Source organism: Luedemannella flava, assembly GCF_039528515.1.
GTDB lineage: Bacteria > Actinomycetota > Actinomycetes > Mycobacteriales > Micromonosporaceae > Luedemannella > Luedemannella flava.
The window spans coordinates 41,877-68,145 of sequence record NZ_BAAALT010000111.1 but is presented as its reverse complement, the minus strand read 5'-3'; the positions used below and the strand labels follow the sequence as shown (position 1 = coordinate 68,145).

At 72.4% G+C, this 26,269-nt stretch carries 29 protein-coding genes; 21 read left to right on the top strand and 8 right to left on the bottom strand.

Features of this window, described 5'->3' with window-relative positions; all coding sequences use genetic code 11:
* Positions 1–18: 18 nt before the first annotated feature.
* The 4 genes from ABD211_RS18990 (at position 19) to ABD211_RS18975 (ending at position 2,155) form a co-directional block, all read left to right on the top strand.
* Positions 19–594 (top strand): DivIVA domain-containing protein, encoded by a 576-nt coding sequence (locus ABD211_RS18990; protein ID WP_344133378.1) that lies wholly within the window; start codon positions 19–21, stop codon positions 592–594.
* A 16-nt stretch (positions 595–610) separates the two neighbouring features.
* A complete protein-coding gene (locus ABD211_RS18985; RefSeq protein ID WP_344133434.1) occupies positions 611–1,057 on the top strand; it encodes an SRPBCC family protein in 447 nt (148 codons plus the stop codon).
* A gap of 71 nt (positions 1,058–1,128) precedes the next feature.
* On the top strand, positions 1,129–1,716 hold the full coding sequence (locus tag ABD211_RS18980) for a DNA-3-methyladenine glycosylase I (protein ID WP_344133375.1): 588 nt from the start codon (positions 1,129–1,131) through the stop codon (positions 1,714–1,716).
* Positions 1,717–1,783: 67 nt separating this feature from the next.
* Positions 1,784–2,155, top strand: a complete 372-nt coding sequence (locus tag ABD211_RS18975) for a hypothetical protein (protein WP_344133372.1) — start codon at positions 1,784–1,786, stop codon at positions 2,153–2,155.
* Here the strand turns inward: ABD211_RS18975 and ku are convergent, their stop codons facing one another.
* The gene (gene ku / locus ABD211_RS18970) at positions 2,156–3,184 is read right to left on the bottom strand and encodes a non-homologous end joining protein Ku (RefSeq protein WP_344133369.1); all 1,029 of its coding nucleotides are present in this window, start codon (positions 3,182–3,184) and stop codon (positions 2,156–2,158) included.
* Between the two features lie 119 nt (positions 3,185–3,303).
* Here ku and ligD (ABD211_RS18965) point away from each other — a divergent pair, with 119 nt between their 5' ends.
* The 4 genes from ligD (ABD211_RS18965) to ABD211_RS18950 all read left to right on the top strand — a co-directional run bounded on the left by ligD (ABD211_RS18965) (position 3,304) and on the right by ABD211_RS18950 (position 7,716).
* Positions 3,304–4,269, top strand: coding sequence for a non-homologous end-joining DNA ligase (gene ligD / locus ABD211_RS18965; protein WP_344133366.1), 966 nt, complete (start codon positions 3,304–3,306; stop codon positions 4,267–4,269).
* A complete protein-coding gene (gene ligD, locus ABD211_RS18960) occupies positions 4,259–5,137 on the top strand; it encodes a non-homologous end-joining DNA ligase (RefSeq protein ID WP_344133363.1) in 879 nt (292 codons plus the stop codon). The genes ligD (ABD211_RS18965) and ligD (ABD211_RS18960) overlap by 11 nt, the downstream gene beginning before the upstream one ends.
* A 70-nt stretch (positions 5,138–5,207) precedes the next feature.
* Positions 5,208–6,344, top strand: coding sequence for an FUSC family protein (locus ABD211_RS18955; RefSeq protein ID WP_344133360.1), 1,137 nt, complete (start codon positions 5,208–5,210; stop codon positions 6,342–6,344).
* Between the two features lie 10 nt (positions 6,345–6,354).
* Complete coding sequence (locus tag ABD211_RS18950; RefSeq protein WP_344133357.1) at positions 6,355–7,716, top strand: PrsW family intramembrane metalloprotease; 1,362 nt, start codon at positions 6,355–6,357, stop codon at positions 7,714–7,716.
* Here ABD211_RS18950 and ABD211_RS18945 read toward each other — a convergent pair.
* Positions 7,707–8,051, bottom strand: coding sequence for a GroES family chaperonin (locus ABD211_RS18945; RefSeq protein WP_344133354.1), 345 nt, complete (start codon positions 8,049–8,051; stop codon positions 7,707–7,709). The two genes, ABD211_RS18950 and ABD211_RS18945, sit on opposite strands and share 10 nt — an antisense overlap.
* 108 nt (positions 8,052–8,159) lie before the next feature.
* Between ABD211_RS18945 and ABD211_RS18940 the strand changes: the two genes are divergently transcribed.
* On the top strand, positions 8,160–9,554 hold the full coding sequence (locus ABD211_RS18940; RefSeq protein WP_344133351.1) for an AI-2E family transporter: 1,395 nt from the start codon (positions 8,160–8,162) through the stop codon (positions 9,552–9,554).
* On the opposite strand, the gene ABD211_RS18935 is transcribed toward ABD211_RS18940, so the two are convergent.
* Positions 9,534–11,552 carry an ATP-dependent DNA helicase gene (locus ABD211_RS18935; protein ID WP_344133432.1) on the bottom strand — a complete coding sequence of 673 codons (2,019 nt, stop codon included), beginning with the start codon at positions 11,550–11,552 and terminating at the stop codon, positions 9,534–9,536. The two genes, ABD211_RS18940 and ABD211_RS18935, sit on opposite strands and share 21 nt — an antisense overlap.
* Before the next feature lie 170 nt (positions 11,553–11,722).
* On the opposite strand from ABD211_RS18935, the gene ABD211_RS18930 reads away from it, so the two are divergent.
* From ABD211_RS18930 to ABD211_RS18915, 4 genes are all read left to right on the top strand, one after another.
* Positions 11,723–12,229 (top strand): DUF402 domain-containing protein, encoded by a 507-nt coding sequence (locus ABD211_RS18930; RefSeq protein WP_344133348.1) that lies wholly within the window; start codon positions 11,723–11,725, stop codon positions 12,227–12,229.
* 99 nt (positions 12,230–12,328) lie between these two features.
* Positions 12,329–13,072, top strand: a complete 744-nt coding sequence (locus ABD211_RS18925; protein ID WP_344133345.1) for a polyphosphate kinase 2 family protein — start codon at positions 12,329–12,331, stop codon at positions 13,070–13,072.
* Positions 13,073–13,294: 222 nt separating this feature from the next.
* Positions 13,295–13,921 carry a DUF47 domain-containing protein gene (locus ABD211_RS18920; RefSeq protein WP_344133341.1) on the top strand — a complete coding sequence of 209 codons (627 nt, stop codon included), beginning with the start codon at positions 13,295–13,297 and terminating at the stop codon, positions 13,919–13,921.
* Positions 13,922–13,926: 5 nt separating this feature from the next.
* Positions 13,927–14,928 carry an inorganic phosphate transporter gene (locus tag ABD211_RS18915; RefSeq protein ID WP_344133338.1) on the top strand — a complete coding sequence of 334 codons (1,002 nt, stop codon included), beginning with the start codon at positions 13,927–13,929 and terminating at the stop codon, positions 14,926–14,928.
* On the opposite strand, the gene ABD211_RS18910 is transcribed toward ABD211_RS18915, so the two are convergent.
* Positions 14,925–15,899, bottom strand: coding sequence for a Gfo/Idh/MocA family protein (locus tag ABD211_RS18910; protein WP_344133299.1), 975 nt, complete (start codon positions 15,897–15,899; stop codon positions 14,925–14,927). The two genes, ABD211_RS18915 and ABD211_RS18910, sit on opposite strands and share 4 nt — an antisense overlap.
* 36 nt (positions 15,900–15,935) lie before the next feature.
* On the opposite strand from ABD211_RS18910, the gene ABD211_RS18905 reads away from it, so the two are divergent.
* Positions 15,936–16,808 carry an NUDIX hydrolase gene (locus ABD211_RS18905; RefSeq protein WP_344133296.1) on the top strand — a complete coding sequence of 291 codons (873 nt, stop codon included), beginning with the start codon at positions 15,936–15,938 and terminating at the stop codon, positions 16,806–16,808.
* A gap of 46 nt (positions 16,809–16,854) precedes the next feature.
* Here ABD211_RS18905 and mshD read toward each other — a convergent pair whose 3' ends face one another.
* Positions 16,855–17,796, bottom strand: a complete 942-nt coding sequence (mshD, locus tag ABD211_RS18900) for a mycothiol synthase (protein WP_344133293.1) — start codon at positions 17,794–17,796, stop codon at positions 16,855–16,857.
* A gap of 107 nt (positions 17,797–17,903) precedes the next feature.
* On the bottom strand, positions 17,904–18,650 hold the full coding sequence (locus tag ABD211_RS18895; protein WP_344133277.1) for a winged helix-turn-helix transcriptional regulator: 747 nt from the start codon (positions 18,648–18,650) through the stop codon (positions 17,904–17,906).
* Positions 18,651–19,052: 402 nt separating this feature from the next.
* Between ABD211_RS18895 and ABD211_RS18890 the strand changes: the two genes are divergently transcribed.
* The 6 genes from ABD211_RS18890 to ABD211_RS18870 all read left to right on the top strand — a co-directional run bounded on the left by ABD211_RS18890 (position 19,053) and on the right by ABD211_RS18870 (position 25,306).
* Positions 19,053–20,195: a hypothetical protein gene (locus ABD211_RS18890; protein WP_344133275.1), complete on the top strand. Its 1,143-nt coding sequence runs from the start codon at positions 19,053–19,055 to the stop codon at positions 20,193–20,195.
* Between the two features lie 43 nt (positions 20,196–20,238).
* Positions 20,239–21,027, top strand: coding sequence for an LmeA family phospholipid-binding protein (locus tag ABD211_RS18885; RefSeq protein WP_344133273.1), 789 nt, complete (start codon positions 20,239–20,241; stop codon positions 21,025–21,027).
* A 73-nt stretch (positions 21,028–21,100) separates the two neighbouring features.
* Positions 21,101–21,175 (top strand): Ms5788A family Cys-rich leader peptide, encoded by a 75-nt coding sequence (locus ABD211_RS33940; RefSeq protein WP_425560461.1) that lies wholly within the window; start codon positions 21,101–21,103, stop codon positions 21,173–21,175.
* A gap of 144 nt (positions 21,176–21,319) precedes the next feature.
* Positions 21,320–22,168 carry a sulfurtransferase gene (locus ABD211_RS18880; RefSeq protein WP_344133270.1) on the top strand — a complete coding sequence of 283 codons (849 nt, stop codon included), beginning with the start codon at positions 21,320–21,322 and terminating at the stop codon, positions 22,166–22,168.
* A gap of 14 nt (positions 22,169–22,182) precedes the next feature.
* Positions 22,183–22,503: a DUF1416 domain-containing protein gene (locus tag ABD211_RS18875; protein ID WP_344133267.1), complete on the top strand. Its 321-nt coding sequence runs from the start codon at positions 22,183–22,185 to the stop codon at positions 22,501–22,503.
* Positions 22,504–23,851: 1,348 nt separating this feature from the next.
* A complete protein-coding gene (locus tag ABD211_RS18870) occupies positions 23,852–25,306 on the top strand; it encodes a multicopper oxidase family protein (protein WP_344133264.1) in 1,455 nt (484 codons plus the stop codon).
* On the opposite strand, the gene ABD211_RS18865 is transcribed toward ABD211_RS18870, so the two are convergent.
* Both ABD211_RS18865 and ABD211_RS18860 read right to left on the bottom strand, forming a co-directional pair.
* Positions 25,300–25,695, bottom strand: coding sequence for a hypothetical protein (locus ABD211_RS18865; RefSeq protein WP_344133261.1), 396 nt, complete (start codon positions 25,693–25,695; stop codon positions 25,300–25,302). The genes ABD211_RS18870 and ABD211_RS18865 overlap by 7 nt on opposite strands.
* A 43-nt stretch (positions 25,696–25,738) precedes the next feature.
* A complete protein-coding gene (locus ABD211_RS18860; protein WP_344133258.1) occupies positions 25,739–26,101 on the bottom strand; it encodes a DsrE family protein in 363 nt (120 codons plus the stop codon).
* 23 nt (positions 26,102–26,124) lie between these two features.
* On the opposite strand from ABD211_RS18860, the gene mtfM reads away from it, so the two are divergent.
* A complete protein-coding gene (mtfM, locus tag ABD211_RS18855; protein ID WP_344133255.1) occupies positions 26,125–26,259 on the top strand; it encodes a small membrane protein MtfM in 135 nt (44 codons plus the stop codon).
* Positions 26,260–26,269: the final 10 nt, after the last annotated feature.

Genomic DNA, 26,269 nt, shown 5'->3' with positions numbered 1-26,269 from the left:
CGTGCCACGATCGCATCTATGGGTTCCCTGGTCCTCGTCCTTGTCATCGCGCTCGTGGTCGGCGCGCTCATTTTCGGCGTGCTCGCCCTGCTGTCCGGCGATGACCCCGGCCTCGTCCCCGCCGAGGCCGATCACGCGTTGCCCCTGCCCGCGAGCCGTCCGCTGGTCGAGACCGACCTCAGCGAGGTGCGCTTCGACACCGCGCTGCGGGGCTACCGGATGGCCCAGGTGGACAAGGCGCTGCGCCGGGCGGCCTACGACATCGGGTACAAGGACGAGATGATCGCGGTCCTGGAGGCGGAGATCACCGCGCTGCGTGAGGGCCGCACCGAGGACGCCGAGCTGATGCGCAAGGCCCGCGAGAGCGCGCTGGCGAGCGTCGAGAAGGGCTACGCCGTGCCGGCGGACGCCGGCGGGGAGCCGGCCGACGGGATCGACCTGGACACGGACGACGAGCCGGTCGAGACCGAGCTGGCCGACGCCGCGGTGACCGAGGCCGAGGCTGCCGCCGCGGCCGAGGCCACCGGGGAGCCCAAGGAGGAGCCCGCCGAGGAAGAGACCGCCGAGCCGGTCGGTCGGACGGCGCGTGGCTGATCCCGCCTCGCCCGGCATGGGCGAGGTCACCGCGCAGATCATCGTGGCCGCCCCGGCGGAGCGGGTCTTCGCGGCGTTCGTGACGTGGGAACGGCAGGGCGAGTGGCTGCCGTTCACCAGCGTCCGCCTCACCGGCGGCGACGGCGGCGTGGGCAGCCACATCGAGGCGGTCACGGCGATCGGGCCGGCCGTGCTCCGCGACGAGCTGCGCGTCGACGTGCTCGACCCGCCGTACGAGGTGCGGGTCGTGCACTACGGGAAGGTGCTGCGCGGGCCGGGCGTCATGCGCTGCACACCGCTGGCCGGCGGGCGTACGCAGGTGGTCATGCACGAGTGGTTCCACCTGCCGGCCGGGCTGCTCGGCCAGGTGGCCCGGCCGCTGCTGTGGCCCGGCTCCAAGGCGAGCCTGCGGTACGCGCTGAGCCGGTTCGCGAAGCTGGTGGAGTCCGGCACGCTGCCGTGACCGGGCCTGTGGACAACCGGGGCCCTGTGGACAGCCGTGGAACTGTCCCACGGCGGTCGTAGCCTGGGAGCATGTCCGACCTTGTCATCGGCGATGACGGCCTCGCCCGCTGCCGCTGGGGCGCCAGCACGCCCGACTACGTCTCCTACCACGACGAGGAGTGGGGCCAACCCGTCCGGACCGACGACGCCCTGTTCGAGCGGCTGACCCTCGAGGCGTTCCAGTCGGGGCTGTCGTGGATCACGATCCTGCGCAAGCGTCCGGCGTTCCGCGCCGCGTTCGACGGCTTCGTCATCGGCAAGGTCGCCACCTACGGCGAGGCGGACGTCGCCCGGCTGCTCGCCGACGCCGGCATCGTGCGCAACCGGTCCAAGATCGAGGCGGCGATCGCCAACGCGCGCGCGGCCGCCGATCTGCCCGACGGGCTCGCCACCCTGCTGTGGTCGTTCGCGCCGCCGCCCCGCCCGGCCGGCCGCCCTACCTCGTTCGCCGAGGTCCCGGCCACCACGGCCGAGTCGACGGCGATGGCCAAGGCCCTGCGCAAGCTCGGGTTCCGCTTCGTCGGCCCCACCACGGCGTACGCGTTGATGCAGGCGACCGGCATGGTCGACGACCATCTGGCCGACTGTCACGTGCAGGTGGTTGTTTCGGCGCGCTGAGGACATGTTCGCTGTAGGGTGGGGTGGTTTGCTATGAAAGGAGTGAAGGCTGGTTGAGGAGGTCGCCATGACGGAAGTGACCAGCGGATCACGCACCGACCGGGCGTGCGCGCTCGTCCGGCGGTACGTTGCTGACGCGCTGTTCGGCGGCGATGAGGCCGCGCTGCGGGAGACCGTGGCCGATGAGTCCCTTCAGGAACGCGCCTGGCTGTTCTGGGCGGCCTTCAACGAGCGCAACCTCCACGGCGTCGATGTGATCTTCGCCAGCGCGGACGGCGACCGGGTCGCCTGCCACTTCACGGGCAGCCTCGTGCAGGTCGGCCCCTGGGTCACCAGCGCGATGCCCGCGGCGGGCGGCGGCTTCGTGGCCGCCGAGTGCACGGCGATCTACATGGTGAGCGAGGGCCGCATCGTCAACTACCGCGAGACCTGGCGCTAGTCACGCGGTGCGGCGGGCCTTCGCCGGCGCCTTCTTGGCGGCGGTCTTCTTCTCGGCCGTCGTCGTCTTCTTCGCGGTCGTGGCCTTCTTCGCCGTGGTCTTCTTCGCCGCGGCGGTGGTTGCCTTCTTCGCCGGGGACTTCTTCTCCGGCGCGGCCTTCGCGGCCTTCCTGGCCGGCGTCGTCGCCTTCGCGGAGCGGGCGGACGAGATCGGGGTCGGCTCGACCGGCTCGTGCTCGGGCGCCTCGCCGGAGCGGGCGGCGCGGGCGCGGTCGACCGAGGCGCGCAGGGCCGCCATGAGGTCGATGGCGCCGCTCGGCGCCTCCTCGGTGGCCGCCGGGGCGACGATCTCCTTGCCGCTCACCTTGGCCTCGATGACCTGCTGCAGGGCCTCGCGGTAGTCGTCGGAGTAGTCGTCGGGGCTGAAGTCGGCGGTCATCGAGTCGATGAGCGACGTGGCCATGGCGAGCTCCTGCGGGCGCACCTTGATGCCCTCGTCGAGGAACCCGAACTCCGGCGTGCGCACCTCGTCCGGCCAGAGCATCGTGTTGAGCACCAGGACGTCGTCGCGCACGCGCAGGGTGGCGAGCTGTTCGCGCTGGCGCAGGGCCACCTTGACGATGGCCACCCGGTCGGCCTCGGCGAGCGCCTCGCGCAGCAGCACGTACGGCTTCGTGGCGACCTTGTCGGGCTCCAGGTAGTACGCCTTGGCGTAGAGCATGGGGTCGATCTGGTCGGACGGCACGAACTCCAGCACGTCGATCGCGCGGCTCGTGCTCAGCGGCAGGTCCTTGAAGTCGTCGTCGGTGAGCACGACCATCTCGCCGCCGCCCAGGTCGTACCCCTTGGCGATCTCGTCGTAGGCGACCTCCTCGCCGTCGGCCTCGCAGACCCGCTTGTACCGGATACGGCCGCCATCGGAGCGGTGCACCTGGTGGAAGCGGATGTCCTTCTCCTCGGTCGCCGAGTACAGGCGCACGGCGATCGACACCAGGCCGAACGAGACCGCACCCTTCCAGATGGCCCGCATTGTGCCCCCTCCCCACCGCGTACCACGGCGAGCTGCCGGCTCGAGTTACCAGCATCCCACGTCAAGTACCCAGGACAAGGGTTCCTACCCGTTCGATAATGATCATTTACGCTGGTGGGATGGCCGGACCGGTGCCGGCGCCCATGCTCGCCACGGCGGGTCCGCTGCCGACAGGTTCCGGCTGGGCGTTCGAGTTCAAGTGGGACGGGGTGCGGGCGCTCGCCCGGTGCGTCGACGGGCGCGTGACGCTCTACGCCCGCTCCGGCACGGAGATCACCGCGGCCTACCCGGAGCTGCGCGGCCTCGGCGCCGTCGTGGCCGAGGCGGGCACCGGCGACGCCCTGCTCGACGGCGAGATCGTCGCCCTCGGCGCCGACGGCCGACCCAGCTTCACGGCCCTGGCCGAGCGGATGCACGTACGGGACACGTCGAAGGCGGCCGCGCTGGCCGCCGCCCTCCCGGTCACCTACATGATCTTCGACGCGCTCCGCTGGGACGGCGCCGACCTCACGGGCGCCAGCTACGCCCGCCGCCGCGACCTGCTCGACTCGCTGCCGCTGGACGGGTACGACCGCTGGCTCGTCCCGCCCTGGTTCGACGACGGCCCGGCGACCTGGGAGGCCGTCGGCGACCTGGGGCTGGAGGGCGTCGTCGCGAAGCGGCTCACCTCGACCTACCGCCCCGGTCTGCGCTCCCCGGACTGGATCAAGGTCAAGCGCGAGCACACCACGGATGTCGTGGTCGGCGGCTGGCGGCCCGGCGTGCGGCCGCTGGGCGCGCTGCTGGTCGGTGTGGCCCGCCCGGACGGCCGGCTCGACTACCGGGGCCGGGTCGGCGGCGGTATTTCCGGAGCGGCCCAGAAAACTCTATCCGAGCGGCTCGCGCCGCTGGTGGCCGACGCGTCGCCGTTCGCCGTCGCGCTGCCCCGCGAGGACGCCAAGGGCGCCACGTTCGTCCGTCCGGAGCTGGTCGTCGAGGTGCGCTACGGGCAGCTCACCCCCGACCGCCGGCTGCGCTTCCCGAGGTTCGTCCGCATCCGCTCCGACAAGGCGCCGGCCGGGACGGGGGACGTCGATGCCGGGTGAGCGCGTGCTCGTCCACGTGGACGGCCGGGAGCTGGAGCTGTCGAACCTCGACAAGGTCCTCTACCCGCGGACCGGTTGGACCAAGGGCGAGATGATCGACTACTACGTGCGGGTGGCCCCGGTGCTCCTGCGGTACCTGCGCGGCCGGCCGCTCACCCGCATCCGTCACCCGAACGGCGTCGCCGAGCAGGGCTTCTTCGAGAAGAACGCGCCGGCCGGCACGCCCGACTGGGTCCGCACGGTGACGCTGCCCGTGCCCGGCTCGACCCGGCTGCGGGAGACGATCGACTACGTCGTGGTCGAGGACGTGGCCACGCTCGTCTGGCTGGCCAACCTCGCGGCCATCGAGCTGCACACGCCGCAGTGGCGGGTGTCGAGGGCCGGCAAGCCGGCCGCGCCCGACCTGCTGGTCGCCGACCTCGACCCCGGCCCGGGCGTGGGGCTCGCCGAGTGTGCGCTGGTCGCCGTCGCCGCCCGCGAGCGCTTCGCGCTCGACGGCCTGGCGGCGGCGCCGAAGACCTCCGGCCGCAAGGGCATGCAGCTGGTCTGCCGGCTGCCGGGCCGCGACACGTCCGACCAGATCAGCGAGTACGCGAAAACTGTCGCGGAGGACCTCGAACGCGCCCTGCCGGAGCTGGTCGTCTCGAGGATGGCCAGGAACCTGCGCGCCGGAAAGGTCTTCTTCGACTGGAGCCAGAACGCGGCCGCGAAGACGACCGTCGCGGCGTACTCGCTGCGCGCCGGGGACGTCCCCACCGTCTCCGCGCCGCTGAGCTGGGCCGAGGTGGAGTCGGGCCGGCTCGCGCCGCTGGGCCCGGACGAGGTGCTGGCCCGGGTCGCGGCGGACGGTGACCTGCTGGCCGCGTAACGCGGAGCGGGCCGGTGGCAATCGGGCCGAATCGGGCGAGCGGGCCGGCCGGACGTGGTTAGCGTGGGCCATGCCCGATCTCGCGCAGCTCGCCGAGACGTCCCGACGTACGTTCCACGACCGGCGCTGCCGGGCGCGGGCCAACCTGCTCGTCGCCGTGCAGGGCGGACTGGCCGCCGGCCTCGCCTGGTGGTTCGCGGCCGACGTGCTGCACCACTACCGCCCGTTCTTCGCGCCGATCTCCTCGCTCATCGTCATCGGCACGCTGGTCGGCCAGCGGGTCCGCCGGGCTCTGGAGCTGGTCCTCGGGGTGGCCGTCGGTATCGCCCTCGGCGACGTACTGATCCTGTTCATCGGGGTGGGCCCGATCCAGATCGCCGTCGTCGTGATCCTCGCGATCATCGCGGTGGTCTTCCTGGGCGGCGGCGCCCTGATGATCAGCCAGGCCGCGTCGTCGGCCGTCCTGGTCGCCACGCTGGCCCCGCCGTCGACCGGAATCTACTTCTCGCGGTTCTTCGACGCCCTCATCGGCGGCCTGGCGGGCCTCGCCGTGGTGACCATCCTGTTGCCGCTGAACCCGCTGCGCGCCGTCGCCCGGGCCGCCGACCCGGCGCTGCGCACGCTGAGCGGGGCCCTCATGCGCGTGCACGAGGCGCTCGGCCAGCGCCAGTCGGCCTGGGCGCTGGACGCGCTCGACGACCTGCGCGCCGGCGAGGCCACGCAGGCGCAGTTCCGCGACATCCTGCCGGTGGGCCGCGAGACGGTCACGCTGGCCCCGGTGCGGTGGCGCTCGCGCGGCGAACTCAGCCAGTACGTCGACGCGGCCGTGCACATCGACCGGGTGTGGCGCAACGCCCGGGTCATGGCCCGCCGGGTCGCCTACCTCATCGAGGACGGGGAGTACGCCCCGCCGGAGCTGGTCGGGGCCGTGCGCGAACTCGCCGAGGGGGTCACCGCGCTGCGCCGGGACCTGGCCGCCGGCGTCGAGCCGCTGGAGACCCGCGAACGGGCCCTGACCGCGGTCCGGCACGCCGGCGAGGCGTACGTCCAGGTGCTGGACCTGTCCGGGAACGCGGTCGTGGCGACCGTCCGCAACGCGTCCACCGACCTGCTGCAGGCGGCCGGCGTCGGCTACAAGGAAGCCGACGGACTGATCCGCCGGGCGGCCCCGGTCACACGCCTGCCCCGGCGTCCCGTGCCCAGTTAGGCTGGCGGGCATGTCGCTGCCGCCGGAGCCCGCCCTGACCGCCGGGCCGCCGCCCGGTCTCGCCGCGGACCAGGCAGCCCTCGGCGCGGCGGCGCCGCCCGTGCGTCGGACCGGCCGGTGGCGCGGGTTGCTGCTGGGCCTGCTCATCGCGGTCATCGCGATCAGCGGCGTCGTGCTGCTCGGCTACGTGGGCAACCGGATCGGGCCGGTCGCGCTGGCGGTCGGCGTCGGGGCGGCGGTGCTGCCGGTGCCCGTACTCGTGAGTTGTTTTCTCTGGCTGGACCGCTACGACCCGGAACCGGTGCGGCTGCTGCTGTTCTGCTTCCTGTGGGGGGCGTTCGTCGCGACCGGGGTCGCGCTCGTGGTCAACACGACGGCCGGGTGGCTGTTCGAGCGGTGGGGCATCTCCGACATCGTCGTCGGTGTCGTGGTCGCGCCCGTCATCGAGGAGACGATGAAGGCCGCGTTCCCGATCGGCATCTTCCTCCTCGCGCGGCGGCGGTTCTCCGGGGTCACCGACGGGATCGTCTTCTGTGGCCTGTCGGCGACCGGGTTCGCGATGGTGGAGAACATCCTCTACCTGGGCGGTTACGGCTACGCGCCGGGCGCCGAGCAGAGCGGCTTCGCCGGCGGGGCGCTCGCCGTGGAGGCCATGTTCATCGGCCGCGTACTGCTCAGCGGCTTCGGGCACCCGCTGTTCACCTCGATGACCGGCATCGGGCTGGGCATCGCCGCCCGGTCCGCCGACCGCCGGGTGCGCGTGCTGGCGCCGCTGCTGGGGCTGCTGCTGGCCATGTCCCTGCACGCCACCTGGAACCTCATGGCCACGCTCGGCCAGGACGTCAGCCTCTACTTCACCCTCTACGGGTACTTCTCGGTGTTCGTGCCGATCTTCCTGACGGTGACCGGGGTGGTGATCTGGGTCCGGTCCTGGGAGGGCCGGCTCACCGAGCGGGTGCTGCCCGCGTACGCGGCCGCCGGGTGGTTCTCGCCGCCCGAGGTGACCGCGCTCGGCACGCTGGGCCGGCGGCTGTCAGCGCGGGCCTGGGCCCGCCGCGTGTCCGGCGACGCGGGCGCCACCGCGATGCGGGGATACCAGTTCGCCGCCACCCGGTTGGCGCTGCTGCGCGACGGGCTCGACCGGGGGCTGGACAACCGACCGCACCAGGTGGCCGAGGCGGTCGCCGAGGAACGCGCGCTGCTCGCCGCGATCGAGGCGTACCGGCAGGTCTTCACGCGGCGCGACCCGATGACGCCGCCGGCCCGTTGGGACGGGCACCGCTACCACGTGGTCTTCCCGGACGGGGTGCCGCGCCCAGTCGAGGCGCCGCCGCTGCCCGTGGTGCCAGTGCCCTTCCTCGCTCAGAGGTAGAGGCCGGTCCCGTCCTGTTCGACGCGGCGGGCCGCGACGGCGTGCACGTCGCGCTCGCGCAGCAGGATGAAGTCCCTGCCCTGCAGTTCCACCTCGGCGCGGTCCTCGGGGTCGAACAGGACGCGGTCGCCGGTCACGATCGTCCGCACGTGCGGGCCGACGCCGACGGCCGTCGCCCAGGACAGTCGGCGCCCCACCGAGGCGGTCGCCGGGATCACGATGCCCGCCGTCGACCGGCGTTCGCCCTCGCTGCCGTCCTGGCGCACCAGGACGCGGTCGTGCAGGAGCCTGATCGGCAGGCCGGTGTCGAGATCCGTGTCGGTCACGTTTGTCAAGCTACCCCGAGGGCAAGACAGGGCCGCGTGGGGTGGCGCTAACGCGTCGGACGAGCGCGACGCCGCTACCGTATACGGGCGGTGTCCGGACAACGCAGGAGGTGGCGGGTGGGCCGATTCGCGCAGTGGCGGGCCAGCGTACGGCAGGCGATGGAGGCCCGCCGGGCCGAGACGGTGGCCAGCGCGCGTGCCGGGGAGGCCGCGGACCTGGCGGTGCTCGCGCGCGGCGAGGCGGCGCTCGCCCAGGCCCGCGCGGAGGAGCGCGGCCAGACGACGATCGCCCTGGTCGGTCGCGACGACAGCGAGGTGCCCCACGGCCTGCGCATCGCCGCCGGGTGGGCCTGGCGCTTCCTGGTGCTCGTGCTGGCCATGGCGGTCCTACTCTTTCTGATCATGCGGCTGCAGCTCGTGGTGGTGCCGCTGGCCATCTCGCTGCTGCTGTCGGCCCTGCTCTCGCCGATGGTCGGTTGGTTGCGCCGGGTCGGCGTGCCGAAGTCGCTGGCCACGACCATCGCGCTCGTCACCGGCATCGCGGCCGTCGCCGGCGTGCTCACGCTGGTCATCACCCAGTTCATCAACGGCTTCCCGACGCTGGCGGACAAGACCGCGACGGCCATCAACCGCATCCAGACCTGGTTGCGGACCGGATTCCTGCACCTGACCGACAACCAGATCAACAGCTTCTTCGACGAGGTGCAGAAGTGGCTCAACAGCAACAAGGACGTGCTGACCAGCGGCGCGCTGGCCACCGCCACCACGCTGATCCACGTGCTCACCGGCATCTTCCTGGTGCTGTTCTCGACGTTCTTCTTCATGCGCGACGGCCGCGGCATCTCCAGCTTCCTCATCGGACTCCTGCCGACCCGCGCCCGTGAGCCGATGGCCCACGCGGCCGACGAGTCGTGGCGCACGCTGGAGTCGTACGTGCGCGCGACCGTCCTGGTCGCGTTCATCGACGCGGTCGGCATCGGGGCCGCCCTGCTGATCCTGCGGGTGGAGTTCGCCCTTCCGCTGGCCGCGCTGGTGTTCCTCGGCTCGTTCATCCCGGTCATCGGTGCCACGATCTCGGGCGCGGTGGCGAGCCTCGTCGCCCTGGTCACCAACGGCCCGGTCACCGCGCTGCTGGTGCTCGCCTCGGTCATCCTCGTGCAGCAGATCGAGGGTCACGTCCTGCAGCCGCTCATCATGGGCCGGGCCGTCTCGATCCACCCGCTCGCGGTCATCCTCGCGATCGCCATGGGCGGCGTGCTCGCCGGCATCATCGGCGCGCTGGTCGCGGTGCCGCTGGTCGCGGTCCTCAACACGGCCGTGCGGGTCCTGGTCGCCCACCGCGGGCGGAGTCCGGGGGAGGCGCCGCCGGACCCGCCGGACCCCTCCGGCCCGCCGCCGGACGGGCCCGCCCGTGGCGCCCGTGAGGCGGCCGCCGACGCGGCCACGGCGGCGGACGAGGCCGCCGCGGCGGCCAGGACCGTCCCCCCGTCCTCAGCCCTGGGTGGTGCGTAGCCGCGTCAGGGCGCCGGTGACCACCTCGGGCTTGGTCGTGTACCAGAACGGCGGCAGTGTCCTGCGCAGGAACGCGCCGTAGCCGCGCGCGGTCTCCAGGCGTGAGTCGAGCACGGCCACGACGCCACGGTCGGTGCCGGCGCGGATGAGGCGGCCCACGCCCTGCGCCAGCCGTACCGCCGCGATCGGGACGCTGATCTCCGCGAACCCGGACCGCCCCGCGGCGTCGACCGCCGCGGCGCGCGCGGCGGCCAGCGGCTCGTCCGGCCGCGGGAACGGCAGCCGGTCGATGACCACCAGCTGGCATGCGTCGCCGGGCACGTCGACGCCCTGCCACAGCGACATGACGCCCAGCAGGCAGGTGGTCGGCTCGGCCCGGAACCGCTTGACCAGCAGCGGCAGCGCCTCCTCGCCCTGGACGAGGATCTCCAGGTCGGTCTGCGCGCGCAGGACCTCCGCGGCCTGGGTCGCGGCCCGTCGTGAGGAGAAGAGCCCGAGAGTACGCCCGCCGAGCGCCTGCACGAGCCGCACCAGCTCGGCCGCGGCCGGCTCGGCCAGCCCCGACTGCTGGGGCCGCGGCAGGTGCGCGGCGACGTAGAGGATGCCCTGCCTGGCGTAGTCGAACGGGGAGCCCACGTCGAGGCTGCGCCACGGCAGGTCGACCACGGTGTCGCCGCTGGCGGCGGCCTCCCGGGCGCCGACGACCGCGTCCCGGGCCGCTTCGGCCGGACTCGCGGTGGGCCGCCGGGGTGCCGGGGCGGGCGCGGTCAGGCCGAGCGCGCGGGCGACCGTGCCGAACTCGCCGCCCAGCGCGAGCGTCGCGGACGTGGCGATGACCGTGCGGTCCTCGTAGAGGTTGAGGGCCAGCGTGTGCGCGACGCTGAGCGGGGCGACCACCACGGCGCTGCGGCGGCGGTCGTCGCGCTCGACCCAGATGACGTCGGAGGGATCCTCGGCGAGCATCCGCTGCGCGGTGGTGGCCAGCTCGCCCAGCCAGGCGCGGGCCTGCTGCTTGCGGACCGGGTCGGGGTCGTCCTGCTTGATGTCGCCGACGCTGTCGTGGGCCTTGCGGGCGGCGGCGTCGACGAGCGTCAGCCCGTCGCGCAGCGCGGCCGGCAGGCCGCCGGTGACCCGGCCGACCGGCGCCTCGACCAGGCCGACCGCGACGGCGTCGGCGGCCTCGGTGAGCCGCTCGTACGCGTCGGCGTCGAGCACCGTGCGCACCCGCCGGCCCGCGCGCTCGACCAGCTCGGGGCTGATCTCGGCCTGGCTGGCGGAGCTGACCCGGTCGACCAGCTCGTGCGCCTCGTCGATGACGAGCAGCTCGTGCTGGGGGATGATGTGCCGCCCCGCGAGCATGTCGACGGCGAGCAGGCTGTGGTTGGTGACCACCACGTCGACCTCCCGGGCCCGGGCCCGGGACGCCTCGGCGAAACAGTCCTCCCCGAACGGGCAGCGGGCCGCGCCGACGCACTCGCGCGCCGGGGTGGACACCAGCCGCCACGCGGTGTCGTCGACGCCGGGGTCGAGCTCGTCGCGGTCGCCGGTCTCGGTCTCCATGGCCCAGTCGCGCAGCCGCTGGATCTGCTTGCCGAGGCGGCCGGCCTCGCCGAGCCAGCGGGTGCCGCCACCGGGCCGGGCCGCGGCCCCGTTCGGCTTGCCGCCGGCGACGAACCCGCCGTCGTCGAGGTCGAACAGCCCGTCGGGCTCCTCCTCGTTGGCGGCCTCCAGCTTCGCCAGGCAGACGTAGTGGTGGCGGCCCTTGAGCACGGCGAACGTGGGGGTGCGCCCGAGCGCCGGGGTCACCGTCCGCGCAAGGCGCGGCAGGTCGTGCTCGACGAGCTGGTGCTGCAGGGCCAGCGTCGCCGTGGACACCACGACGGGCGGCTCGGCGAGCAGGGCGGGCACCAGGTAGGCCAGGGACTTGCCGGTGCCGGTGCCGGCCTGCACGAGCAGGTGCTCGCCGGACTCGGCGGCCTTGGCCACCGCCTGGGCCATGGCGACCTGGCCGGGGCGCTGGGCGCCGCCGGGCACGCCGCCGACGGCGGTGGCGAGCAGTTCGTCGACGGAGGGAGGGACAGTCACGGGACACGACGCTACCGGGACCCTCCGACGGCTAGTCAGGTATTCCACAGCGCGGGTCGCGGGCGGCCACTACGCTGCGGAAGGTGTCCACCGACGAGGTCCGGATGGTCTTCCGCAAGTACGACGGCAGCCTGCACTGGACCTCGACGCTGCGCCGACTGGGGGAGGACGGGCACGGCGTCTGGTTGGGCGCGCCCGCCGGCACGATCGCCCGTCGGGGCCGGGCCACCGGCCGCGCCGTCGACTACGCCCACGTGGTCCTCCTGCCTAGGGACGCCTGGTGGACGGCGACGTTCAACGGCGAGCCCAAGCCCACCGAGATCTACTGCGACGTGACCACGCCGCCGCGCTGGCTGACGCCGGGCGAGGTGTCGATGATCGATCTTGACCTGGACGTGCGCCGCCGCCGGACGGGTGAGGTCGAGATCCTCGACGAGGACGAGTTCGTCGACCACCGCGTCCGCTACGGGTACGCGGGCGACATCGTCGAGCAGGCCATGGCCGCCGTCGCGTTCCTGGACAAGGCCCTGCGCGGCGACGTGGCGCCCTTCTCGGGCGACTACCGGCACTGGTTGGCCCGCTTGCGCTGACGCGCCGGCGGGTACGGCCCGCATGCGTCGCCGGCGAGTTTCGGGGGCGGCGTGACATTCTGCCCGCTGACCCCCGGGATGTACGAAATGATGTCTGTTATGCCGTCGCGCGAGGGTGGCCTGCGCTCCCTGCTCGCGGTGCGATCGGACCCGCCCTTCGATCTCGCCGCGGTCGACCCGCGCGCGACGCGCCAGGAGAAGCTGTACGCCCTGGCCAAGGCGGCCGACGACCCCCGCCGTGTGCTGGTGGTGCTGCAGGCGATGGACTGCGGCGGCAAGGACGGCACGATCCGGTCCGTCGCGGGCACGATGAACCCGCAGGGGCTGCGGATCATGACGTTCGGCCCGCCGGCGCCGGAGGAGCTCCGGCACGCGTTCCTGTGGCGGGTGGCGCGTGCCGTGCCGGCGGCCGGGTTCATCGGCGTCTTCAACCGCTCGCACTACGAGGACGTGCTGATCGCGCGGGTGCGCGGGCTGGTGCCGGAGCAGACCTGGCACGCCCGGTACGACGAGATCGACAGGTCCGAGGCGGGCCCGGTTGACGACGGTGTGACGCTTCTCAAAGTGATGTTGCACATACGCCGGAGGAGCGGCTCAAGCGCCTGCTCGCCCGCCTGGACGACCCGACGAAGCCGGTGGAAGTTCAACCCGGCGGACGTCGACGACCGCGCCATCTGGGCGGACCACCAGCACGCGTACGGCGACGCGCTCGCCCGGTGCGGCGTCGCCGCGCCGGTGGCACGTCGTGCCCGCGGACCGGAACTGGGCCGTGGCCACGCTCCTACGCGAGACGCTCGACGCCATGGGGCTGGACTATCCATCGGCTACTTTCGATGTTCCTGAGCAGCGGCGGAGGCTGTCGGCATTACCTCAGGAAGGTCTTCAGAAGGCATCGGGGCTAGGCAAACAGAAGGTGAACAAACAATGAATGATCCCGTCGGACGGCCCCCCGAGCTGTCACCCGCATTGATCGGGCCCTAGCATTCCCCCCGGTCGGACGCGCGGACTCGCCTCCCGCGAAGATCCCCTGTCCCGATGGCTTCTGTTAACACGAGGTGGATGACCGTGCGATTCAAGCTCCGCCCCAAGGACGACACGTTCTTCGACTACTTCACCCGGGCCGCCCAGAACCTGGTGAAGGGAACGGAGCTGCTGTCGGAGCTGGCCGTGCCGGGCGCGGACGTCCAGTCGGTCTCCGAGCGCCTCGGCGACATCGAGCACGACAGTGACCAGATCACCCACGAGCTCTACAACAAGATCAACACCTCGTTCATCACGCCGTTCGACCGCGAGGACATCTACCGCCTCGGCTCTCAGCTCGACGACGTCATGGACCACCTGGAGGCGACGGGCAACCTGGTCTACCTGTACGGCCTGACGAAGATGCCCGCGCTGCCGCGCGAGATGCTCGAGCTCATCGACGTGCTGGACCGGCAGGCCCGGGTCACGGCGCAGGCCATGCCGAAGCTCAAGACGATGAAGGACCTCAAGGAGTACTGGATCGAGTGCAACCGCCTGGAGAACGAGGGCGACCGCGCCTACCGCATGCTGCTCGTGCGGCTGTTCTCCGGTGAGTACGACGCGCTGACCGTCCTGAAGATGAAGGAGGTGGCCGACGAACTGGAGCTCGCCACCGACGCCTTCGAGCACGTGGCGAACACCGTCGAGACGATCGCGGTCAAGGAGTCCTGAGTCCCTTGAGCGCGGAACTCCTCGGCACCATCATCGTGATCACCTTCGCGATGGGGTTCAACTACACCAACGGCTTCCACGACGCGGCGAACGCCATCGCGACCTCGGTCTCGACGCGCGCGCTGACGCCGCGGATCGCCCTGGGTATGGCCGCGATCGGCAACCTCATCGGCTCGTTCATGGGCAGCAACGTCGCGGCGACCGTCGGTAAGGGCATCGTCTCGTTGCCCGAGGGGCGGAGCAGCCTCGGCGTGGTGCTCGCCGGGCTCGTCGGCGCGACGATCTGGAACCTCCTCACCTGGGCCTTCGGCATCCCGTCGTCGTCGTCGCACGCGCTGATCGGCGGCCTCGTCGGCGCCACGATCTTCGCGGCCGGCGGCGTCGTGAAGTGGATGGGCATCGTCGAGAAGGTCGTCATCCCGATGTTCCTCTCGCCCGTGGTCGGCTTCATCCTCGGTTACCTCGTCATGCTCGCCGTGATGTGGATCTTCCGGCGGGGCAACCCGGGCAAGCTCAACCGGGGCTTCCGGGTGGCGCAGACCGTGTCCGCCTTCGGCATGTCCGTCGGCCACGGCATGCAGGACGCCGCCAAGATCATGGGTGTGGTGGTGCTGGCCCTCACCGTGGGCGGCTTCCACGAGGGCAGCGGCATCCCGGTGTGGGTCAACTTCCTCACCGCCGCGGTCCTCGCCGCCGGCACGTACGCCGGCGGCTGGCGGATCATCCGTACCCTCGGCCGCCGCGTGATCCACCTCGGCCCGCCGCAGGGCTTCGCCGCCGAGACCACCGCGACGTCGGTGCTCATCGCGGCCACGAACTTCGGCCTGCCCATCTCGACCACCCACACGATCACCTCGGCGATCATGGGTGTCGGCGCGACCAAGCGGCTCTCGTCCGTGCGTTGGGGCGTGGCCGGGAACATCGTGATGGCGTGGTTCCTGACGTTCCCGGCCGCCGGCGGCATGGCGATGCTCTGCTACTTCGCCGTCCGCCCGTTCTTCAACTAGTCGTATGTGACGCCGATCTGGGCGCGGACCGCGTCCAGGACCCCCATGATCTCCAGGGTCCCGGCGTGCGGGATGAGCGGCGACTCGAGCAGACCCTCGCGCAGGCAGCGCATGGTCTCCTCGGCCTCGTGGCTCATCCCGTTGCCCCGGAACGGCACGTCCACCGCCTCGGACTCCTCGCCCCGGACCAGCGTGAACCCGCCCGGCCGGAAGAACGGCCCCGGCACCTCGATGCGGCCCGTACTCCCGACGATGGACCCGCGCATGCCGGTGACGCCGACGGCGCCGCAGTGCAGCGTGGCCACCGCGCCCGAGTCGTAGCCGAAGACCATGCCCGTGTTGGCGTCCGTGCCCTCCGGCCACAGCGACGCCCACGCGCGGATGTGCGCCGGCGCGCCCAGCCACAGGTGCGCGAACGTCACCGGGTAGATGCCCAGGTCGAGCAGCGCGCCGCCGCCCAGCTCCTTGGCGCGCATCCGGTGCGACGGCTCGAACGGGCCGCCCACGCCGAAGCTCGCGTCAACGGACACGACCTCACCGATCGCGCCGTCCGCGATCAGCTCGCCGATGCGCCGGATCGCCGGGTTGGCCCGCATCCACATGGCCTCCATGAGAAACAGGCCCCGCTGGCGCGCCGCGTCCACCAGCTCCTGCGAACTCGCCCGGTCCAACGTGAACGGCTTCTCGCACAGCACCGGCTTGCCCGCCTTCAGGCACGCCATGGTGGCCTCGTGGTGCGCCGGGTGCGGGGTGGCCACGTAGACGACGTCGACGTCCGGATCCTCCGCCAGCGCCTGCCAGGACCCGTGCGCGCGCGGGATGGCGTGGGTCGCGGCGAACCGCTCCGCGGCCTCCGTGGAACGCGACCCGACCGCGGCGACCACCGCGTCGGGCAAGAGCTTGAGGTCTTCGGTGAACTGGGCCGCGATCCAGCCCGTGGCGAGGATGCCCCACCTGATCGGCGTCGTCATGCCAGCGACCGTACCCGTCCGACTAACGTTCATGGTGTGGAGGCGAGCTATCCCGCACCCGCGTGGCTGGTCGCCCGGTCGCGCGAGTTCACCGCGTCCGGGGCGACGGCCGCGACGCCGCGCCGCGCGGCCACCGTGGTGCTGTTGCGGCCCGCGTCAGGTTCCTTCGAGGTGTACGCGCTGCGCCGCGCCGCCACGATGGCCTTCGCCCCGAGCATGTACGCGTTCCCGGGCGGTTCGGTCGACGCGCGCGACGCGATCGCCGAGGCCGCCGGCGAGGTCGCCTGGCGGGGCCCGGCGCCCTCCTGGTGGGCGGCCCGGCTCAACCTCCCCGAGGCGGAGGCCGCCGCCGTGGTGTGCGCGGCGGTCCGCGAGGTCTTCGAGGAGTGCGGCGTCCTGCTCGCCAGCCCCCGCATCCTGGAGGGAAGCAGAGCCGGCTCTGCTTCCCTGTACGAATCACCCGACAGGCTGGTGGGCGACGTCAGCGGGCCGGAGTGGCAGGCGGCGCGGCAGGCGCTCGTGCGGCGCGAACTGGGGCTCGCCGAGTTTCTCGCCGCGAACGGGCTCGCCGTGCGGTCCGACCTGCTCGTGCCGTGGGACCGGTGGCTCACGCCGGAGTTCGAGGCGTACCGGTTCGACGCGTTCTTCTTCGTCGCGCGGATGCCCGAGGGGCAGGAGGCCCGGCACGACACCGAGGCCGACGACGCCCAGTGGCTGCGCCCCGCCGACGCTCTGGGCCTGCCGATGCTGCCGCCCACGCGGCACACGTTCACGCTGCTCGCCCAGCTTCCCGACATCGACGCGGTGCTGGCGCTGGGCGCGGACCGGGCGGTGACCGCCCCGGTTCTCCCGCGTCTGCACACCGCCGCCGACGGCACCCACCTCGTAACGCTGACCACCGAGCCCTGACGCCAACGCGGTCCCGGCGCGCAGCGCCGGACGGGGCGCGTAGACGTCAGCGGTCGCGGCTGTAGGAGACGTCCGTGGCCCAGCGGGCGAAGCCGAGGGCCGTGTAGAGGGTCGTGGCGGCGTGGTTGGCCTCGTCGACGTACAACATGACCTGGGACAGGCCCTGTTCGCGCAGGTGGCGCAGCCCGGCCAGGGTCAGCGTGCGGCCCAGGCCCATGCCCTGGGCGGCCGGGTCGACGCCGAGGACGTACACCTCGCCGAGCGCGTCGTGCTGGTGGCCGTCCCGGGCACCGTGGACCTTCGTCCAGTGGAAGCCGAGCAGGGCGTCGTCGGCCACGTTCACGGCGAGCAGGAACCCGGCCGGGTCGAACCACGGCTCGGCCATGCGCGTGCGCAGGTCGTCGTGCGTCCAGCGGCCCTGTTCGGGGTGGTGGGCGAAGGCGCGTGCGTTGACCGAGAGCCAGGCCTCGTCGTCCGCGCCGGGCCGGAACGCGCGCAGGGCCACGCCGTCGGCCACGACCGGCTCGGGGACGGGGGTGTGCAGCGAGCGGCGCATCTGCCACAGGGCGCGGACGCGGGTGAAGCCCAGCGACAGCGCGAGCGCCGACGCCGACGGATGGTCGCCGTGCGACCACAGCCGCAGCCGGCCGGCCGGGTCGCGCTCGGTGGCCACCGCTATCGCGGCGGTCACGAGGGCCCGCCCGAAGCCGTGCCGGCGCCGCAGGGGGTGCACCACGAGTTCGGCGGCGGCGCCGTCGACGGCGTCGGTCGTGTCGACGTGCGCGTACCCGGCGATGTCGGCGCCGTCGCGGATGAGCAGGTGCACGGCGGGGCGGTCGCCGCCGTGGCGCAGGTGCAGCGCCGTGTGTTCGGAGAGGGGGTACGCCCCGTCGGCGTCACCCGCCGCGCCGGCGAGCCGGAAGACGGCGGCCACCTCGGCGGGCGAGAGCTGGTCGGTGCGCTCGACGTCGGGATGGTGGGCGCTCACGTCGTCAACCGTAGCCGCCGTTCGCGGCCCGTGACGACGTCGGCGCCGACTGGTGGGTTCGGCGGCCGACGTGGTGTCGCGGGGTGTTTCGGTGGTGCGGAGCGGTCTCAGACGGAGGCGGGCAGCGTCGCGGGGAGGTGCACCCCGAGGTCAGCGTCCGGCAGAGACCGGGTGGAAGGGACCACGAACTTGTACCCCACCTGCCGGACCGTGCCGATCATCGACTCGTATTCCGAGCCGAGCTTGGCGCGCAGGCGTCGCACGTGCACGTCGACCGTGCGGGTGCCGCCGAAGTAGTCGTAGCCCCAGACCTCGCGCAGCAGCTGGTCACGGGTGAAGACCCGGCCGGGGTGCTGGGCGAGGAACTTGAGGAGCTCGAACTCCTTGTACGTCAGGTCGAGCGGGCGACCCTTGAGCTTCGCCGCGTACGTGTCCGGGTCGATGGCCAGCTCGCCGGCGCGGATCAGGCCACTGCCGACCGCGGCGGCGGTGGTCAGGCGACCCACGGCGAGGCGCAGGCGCGCCTCGACCTCGGCGGGGCCGGCGGAGGTGAGGATGGCGTCGTCGATGCCCCAGTCGGCGTTGAGTGCCACGAGGCCGGCCTCGGCGACGACGGCGAGCAGCGGGACCCCGAGACCGGTCGCGTGCAGCATGCGACAGGTGGCGCGGGCCTCGGCCAGCTCGGCGCGGGCGTCGACGATCACAACATCAGGACTGGTGCCCGCAACAAGAGCGCGCACGTCCCGAGGGGCCGTGCGCACGGAGTGGGGCAGCAGATCAAGGGCGGGCAGGACGGTGGTTGGGACCTCAGTGTTGGCTGACCCGTTGATCGTGGTTAGCAACAGGATCTCCACGCGTCACCTCCGTGTCGGCGGTGTTAACACACCGTTTTCGGGAGAGTCCCGGCGTCGCTGACGGGTGGATACCAGACAGACTCTATCTGACGACTTCCCGGACACAGCTCAACCGTTCGGATGTTGCCGCCGTGTAGCCGCGTTCCCACTCGACACGGGGTGGTGATGTGAGGATCGCGGGCGGTGCGGCGTTTCATGGTCCTGGCCTGCCCGCTTCCCGACGTGGGCCACCGCGTCGTCGCTGTATACAAGCCTGATTTCTCAAATAATGAGATTCATTCCCTCGTAACCCGGTTACGGAGGTGTGTGTTTGTCGTCACAAAGTCCGTGTTGTCCCGTGTCGATCGCCGCTGGTGGTCGCCCTGGGTCGTCCGGCGCGCCGGCGCATGGCACGATCGGGGCGTGTTCCCCAGCCCTGGCCCAGACGACCGTGCCCGCGAGCCGAGATCCGGCGGCGGCCGCCCGGCGGCTGCGACATCGCGTGTCTCCGGCGAGCGCGCCGGCGGCCCGCAGCGGCCCGGCAGCGGTCGTCCTGACGCGCCCGCCGGTCGGCGCGGCGCCCGCCGTGGCGAGGGCGCGGAGAACCCGTGGGACGCCGACCCGGCCGAGGAGTCGCGCGGTCGCGGTGGTGGGCGCGGCCTCGAGCGTCGCCCGTCGACCGACGAGGATGCCCGCCCACGCCGGCGGCGGCCCGCCCCGGAGCCGGACCCCGAGGAAGATCTCGACATCCCCGAGGTGCCGGTGCGCCGGCTGCTCTCCCTCACGATCGCCGCGTTCGCGCTGGTCCTGGCCGCCGTGCTGGTGCTCGGCGCGCAGGCCAACCGGTCCGGCTTCTCCGTCGTGATCTTCGGGGCGCAGCTGCTCTTCGTCGTCGCCTGGACCGCCGCGAGCCGCCCGCCCGCGCCGTTCATCGTGGCCGGCGTCGGGCTCGTCGCCGCCGCGGCCGCCGACATCTCGGTGAACCTCCCCGTCGAGCCGACCCTGGCCCCGCTGGGTTACGTCATCGCGGGCGCGTTCGTCCTGGCCGTGATCGGTCAGCTCGTGCGACGGCACAGCCGGGCCGGGCTGACCGAGTCCCTCGGCGTGAGCATGACGATCGTCGTGGGCGTCGCCGCCTTCGCGGCGCTCATCGTGCTGTCCCGGCAGAAGGCCGGCACCCAGGTGCTCGACGCGGGCCTGATCGCCGCCGGCATCGCGCTGGCCTCGGCGCGGATGTGCGACATCTTCGTGCCGTCGCCACGGCTCGCGCCGCAGGTGCCGCGCGGCGCGGTCGGCGTGGTCGTCGGCGCCATGCTGGGCACCGCGGCCGCCGCGGTCGTGGGCTCCTACATCGACGGGCTCAGCCCGGTGGGCGGCGCGGCCGCCGGCATGGCCGCGGCGCTGGTCGCGGTCGTGGTGGACCTCGGCACGGGGTACGCCGAGGCGGGCCGCCGGCTCGAAGGCGAGGTGCCGTTCATGTGGCTCGCCCGGCACATGCAGGGCCCGTTGGCGGCGTTCGCGCTCGCCGCGCCGGCCTCCTACGTGGTGGGTGTCATCCTTAACTGAATCGGGCATCCTTCTCAGCGGGGCGCCCGCAGGGAGGCGAGGCATGGTGACGACGGTGGACGAGGCGGTCGCGACTCCGCGCAGGCCGCGACGGCGCCGCGGGTTCGGCTTGGGCCTGCTGGTCGTCCTCGTCGTACTCGCCGGGTTGGTCGTGGTGGCCGACCGGGTGGGCGCCACCATGGCGGAGAGTCGCCTCGTGTCGGTCGTCGAGACGGAACTGAACAAGCAGCAGATCACCGCGGCCGCCACGGACGTGGACATCGAGGGGTTCCCGTTCCTCACCCAGGTGGCCAACGGTCATTACGACCGGATCGTCATCGACATCGACGACCTGCGCTCGGGCAAGGTGCGCGTGTCGAACCTGCGCATCAACGCGGACGACGTGACGGCGCCGACCGGCGACCTCCTGGGCGGGTCGCCCAAGGCCACCGCCGCGAAGGTCACCGGCGTGGCCACGATCGCCTGGGACCTGCTGCCCGGGCTGCTGGACTACGCCGGGATGGACTTCGGCGACGCCACCTTCGCGCCGGCCGGCGAGAGCGTGCGGGTGACCGGCACCGCCAAGGTCAACGGCGAGCGGGTGCCCGTCGCCGCCACCGCGACGTTCTCCGTGGTCCGCAACCAGATCCGGGTCCGGGTCTCCGACGCGTCCGTCTCGGGCATGGACCTGCCCCAGGAGGCGGAGGACTACATCAACAACCTTCAGGACGAGCTGTCCGTCGGGTTCACCGTGCCGCCGCTGCCGTTCGGGCTGACCGTGGCGAAGGTGGCCGCGACCGACGGCGGGCTGGCCGTGACCGCCACGGCGAAGGACGTCCCGCTCGCGCAGTGAGATTCCGCCGGGGCTTCCCAGCATCCGGCCAGGCGTTGGGTCGTCCCGACATCTGCTGGTAACCTCCCACGTTATGGGCACCCTGCTCACCAAGAGGCGCGCGGTCGACCTGTGCCGCGTGGCCGCCTGCTTGTGTCGCTGCCGCTAGATTCCGGCGGCGGCGGTAAGGCTTTGCCCATTTTCTTGGTGTGATCTTGCTGTTGCGCCGCAGACCTACGCGTATGGACCTACAACGTTCGCGCGCAGGGGCTGCCGTGAGCGCCTGCGCATCTCAACCACAAAGGGAGTACGAATGAGTCGCGACAGCGCGCTCGTCTCGGCCGACTGGGCCGAGAAGAACCTCGGCGCCCCCGGCGTCGTCTTCGTCGAGGTCGACGAGGACACGTCGGCGTACGACGCCGCCCACATCCCCGGCGCGATCAAGCTGGACTGGAAGCAGGACCTCCAGGACCCGATCCGCCGCGACTTCGTCAACAAGGAGCAGTTCGCCGCGCTCCTGTCCGAGCGGGGCGTCGCCAACGACGACCAGGTCATCCTGTACGGCGGCAACAACAACTGGTTCGCCGCGTACGCGTACTGGTACTTCAAGCTGTACGGCCACGGCGACGTGAAGCTGCTCGACGGTGGCCGCAAGAAGTGGGAGCTGGACAACCGGCCGCTGGTCGGCGACCCGGTGTCCCGCGAGGCCACGAACTACCAGGCCAGCGACCCCGACCTGTCGATCCGTGCGTTCCGCGACGAGGTGGTCTCCGCGATCGGCGCCAAGAACCTGGTCGACGTGCGTTCCCCCGACGAGTACGCGGGCCGGCTGCTCGCCCCCGCCCACCTGCCGCAGGAGCAGGCGCAGCGCGCCGGCCACATCCCGACCGCGATCTCCGTGCCGTGGTCGAAGGCGGCCAACGAGGACGGCACCTTCAAGTCCGACGACGAGCTGGCCAAGATCTACGGCGACGCGGGCCTCGACGGCAGCAAGGACACCATCGCGTACTGCCGCATCGGCGAGCGTTCCTCGCACACCTGGTTCGTGCTCAAGGAGATCCTGGGCCACGAGAACGTGAAGAACTACGACGGATCGTGGACCGAGTACGGCTCGCTGGTCGGCGTGCCCGTCGCGCTCGGTGACGAGCCCGGCAAGGCCTGAGGGAGACGGTGACGATGAGCAGCAATTCTCTGGGTTGCGGCGCGCCCGCGCAGTCCGCGCCGATTCCGGCGAGCGTTGACGTCGAGAAGGAGACCGTGATCACCGGCGTCGTCCGCGCCGGCGAGGAGCCGGTGGCCGGCGCGTACGTGCGCCTGCTCGACGGTTCCGGTGAGTTCACGGCAGAGGTGGTCACCTCGCCGCTGGGGCAGTTCCGTTTCTTCGCGGCCCCCGGCACCTGGACACTGCGCGCCCTGTCGCGCCACGGAAACGGGGACACCGTCGTCACCGCTGACCGGGGCATCAACGAGGTGGCCCTGGCGGTCGCCGCGGAGTGATCTCCGAGCAACGCCCTGTGGCGGTCGCGGGCCCGGTTGGGCCTGCGGCCGCCACAGTTGTCTCCGGGCCTGCGAAGATGTCGCGGTGACCAGCCCCGACCACCCGCCCACCGACCCGGCCGACCCGTCCGCACCGGCCCATCCTGTCGAACCCCCGANGCCTGCGGTGCCCACCGCGCCGGCCGAGCCTGCGGTGCCCACCGCGCCGGCCGAGCCTGTCGCGCCCACCGCGCCGGCCGATGCTGTCTTGCCGCCGGTCTATGTGTTGCCCTCCTACGTGGTCCCGCCGGCGGAGCCGGCGCCCCGGCCGCGGCGCTGGCTGATCATCCTCACCGTGGTGTGGGCCGTGGTGCTGGCGGCCGGAGCGCTGTGGTCGGTGCGCAACGACGGCCCGACCGATCGGGAGCAGACCACGATCGGGTCGGCCAAGACCACCGCGGACCGGCTCGCCGTCGACGTCCTGACCGCCGCCGGCGCCTCGGCGGCGGGCGGGCCGGTCGCCGACGTCGGCGGCTTCGACAGCGACGGCGACTGCCGCATCAGCGTGGCCCGACGCGGCGTGCGGTACTCCCGGACGATCGACCTGTTCACGTCCCCGGGCGGCGAGCAGCGCCTGCTCCAGACGGTGGCGGCGAACCTGCCCGCCGCCTACCGGGCGGCGGCCGCCGGGTCCGCCGAGGCGCCGCGCATGCGCGCCGACGGCGGCAACTACGTGTCGCTCACCGGCACGTCCATAGGCCCCGGCCTGGTGCGTCTCGTCGTTGACACCGGCTGCCGGCAGCGCGACGGCGACCTCGCCGAGCCGACCGACCCGCCGGCCGAGGCGCGCGCCGCCGTGACCGACGTCCTCACCGCCCTCGGCGCCCGGGACGCCACCTGGCACTCCACGGCCCTCACCTGCCCGAACGGCCGTCCGCTGTGGACGGTCGCCGCGACCGCGCCGGCCGCCACCGCCCCGCGCGCCCTGGACACGGCCCTGGCGGCCACGGTGACCTCCCCGGTCGTGGCGGCTCCCGACCGCGTCGCCTGGCGCAATCCCACCCTCTCCCTCTCGGCCCGCACCACGGACGCCACCCTCACGGTCGCCGCCACCACCACCTGCTGACCGAACGTCACCCGACCGGGCGGCAACTCGCCGGATCTTGGGGTCGACAACGGCCTATAGGACGGCAAGGCTCCCAAGACCCATACGGATCCGCGGCGCGGCCCGGAGGTGCCCTGAGGGGGCACAGGGGACGTCCCTAGGTGGGACACCCGTTTAGCCCCGGGATCCGCCTCGCGGTATCGACCTTGGCGGGGACGCGCCGGCACGCTGCATGCCTGACACGCATTGGGGAGGGGTCGGGCGGTGCGGCGCGTACTCGTGGTGGGTTTTGCTGTGTTGTTCCTGTTGTGCGGAGGTGGCAGCGCGGCGGCCGTGTGGACGTGGCAGGGTCTGGAGCACAACACCGCCGGGAAAGTCGATTTTGTCCGGCCGCTCGCGGTGCCGGCGCTCGCGCCGTCACGGCTCGACGAGCGCGGCCGGCGGGTCTTCGAGCTGACGGCGCGGCGCGGGCGGCACGACTTCGGCAACGGGCCCGTCGCGACGTGGGGGTTCAACGGCGACTACCTCGGGCCGACGCTGCGCGCCAAGCGCGGCGAGGAGGTCGTCGTCAACGTCCACAACAGACTGACCGAGGCGACGACCGTGCACTGGCACGGCATGCACCTGCCGGCCGAGGCGGACGGCGGCCCGCTGCGCATGGTCGACGCCCCTGGGACGTGGTCGCCGACCTGGCGGATCAACCAGCCGGCGGCGACGCTGTGGTACCACCCGCATCCGCACGGCTCTACCGCCAACCAGACGTACCAGGGGCTCGCGGGGATGTTCATCCTCGACGACCCGGCGACCGACGTGGCGGCCCTGCCTCACGAGTACGGCGTGGACGACGTGCCCGTCATCGTGCAGGACAAGAACTTCGACGGCGACCACCTCAAGGGTCGCGGCGGCGTCTTCGGCGCCATCGGCATTCTCGGCGACACGGTCGTCGTCAACGGCACCGCCGCGGCGTTCCTCGACGTCACCACGGACCGGGTCCGGCTGCGCCTGCTCAACGCCTCCAACGCGCGCGTCTACGACTTCGGCTTCGCCGACAACCGGGAGTACGACCTGGTCGGCACGGACGGTGGCCTGTTGGCCGCGCCGGTGACCACGCGGCGGGTGATGCTGTCGCCGGGCGAGCGCGCCGAGATCGTCGTCGCGGTGCGGCCGGGGGAGCGGGTCGTGCTGCGCAGTACGCCGCCGACGCTGGGCGCGGGCGCGCTCAGCGACCGGATCTCCGGCGGCCATGACACGCTCGACATCCTCCAGCTGCGGGCGGCGGCCACGCTGCGGGCGACGAAGCCGGTGCCGGCCCGCCTGGTCGACGTGCCGCGGTTCGACCGCGCGGCCGCGACGCGCACCCGCGACTTCTCGCTGGCCGACACGAAGATCAACGGTCAGTCGATGAGCATGTCGCGGGTGGACGCGCGGGTCGTGAAGGACACGGTCGAGGTCTGGCGGGTACGCAACGCCGACGGCCAGCCGCACACGTTCCACGTGCACGACGTGCAGTTCCAGGTGCTGTCGGTCGGCGGCAAGGAGCCGCCGGCCGAGCTGCGGGGCTGGAAGGACACGATCTACCTACGCGGCGATGTCACGTACGAGATCATCATGGCGTTCCGGGACTACGCCGACCCGAACCGGGCCTACATGTTCCACTGCCACGTCCTCAAGCACGAGGACCAGGGCATGATGGGCCAGTTCGTGGTGGTCGATCAGTAGGGGTAGCACCAGTCCTTGACGTCCTCGCGGAACAGCAGGACGAGCAGGACGATGTTGAACACGAGCGACAGGCAGATCCCGCTCGGGTCGACCAACGCCGAGATGATCGTGAGCACGATGTTCGCGATGATCAACACGATGAGTGTGATGCGCGCCCAGGACACCCCACGGAACAGCAGCACCGCGAGGATCAGGTTGGCGACCGAGGCGACGCCCGGCACCACGAGCAGCAGCACAAGGTCGGCCGGCGACGTGTCCTCCAGGAGGAACGTGAGCAGCGTGATGCCGACCAGGCCGAGCACGCCCGAGATGACGAGCAGGATCGTCGCGGCCAGAACGGCGCCCGGCCGCGTGCGCTGCGGGAGCGGTTGAGAGGACAATTCGTTCACGGCGGTAGATCGTCCAGGACCCCGCGAGCGGCCGCAACCGGACCTAGTACACCAGCGCCTGCGCGCCGTCGGCCAGGCACTCCTCGACGAAGACGGCCGCCCCGGCGATGCGTACCCCCGGCAGAAGTTGATCCTGCGTGAGGCCGCGACGGGCCGCGCACTGGGTGCACACGGTCACGGTGCCGGCGGAGAGCAGGATGCCGAGCAGGTCGGACAGGGGGGCGGAGTGCGGGAGGTCGAACTTCTCCGCGCGGCCGGGGACGGCGAGCCAGGCCGACTCCCCGGTGAGCCACAGGGAGACGGTCGCCCCGGCGGAGATCGCCGTGGCGGCCACGGTGAAGGCCTGTGAGCAGCGTTCCGGCGAGTCCTCGCCGGCGGTCGCCTTGACGATGAGTGTGCGGGCCATACGGCGAGCATAGGATTTGCGACGTGGTGACCGAGATCGGGTTCGTCAGCCTGCTGGTGGCGGGTTTCGGCGGGCTCGCCGGCGCGCTGGTCTACCTGGCCAAACGCGTCAATGACACGACTCGGCGACCGAGGCGAGAGGAACAGCAGCGTGACTGAGTCAGGCGCC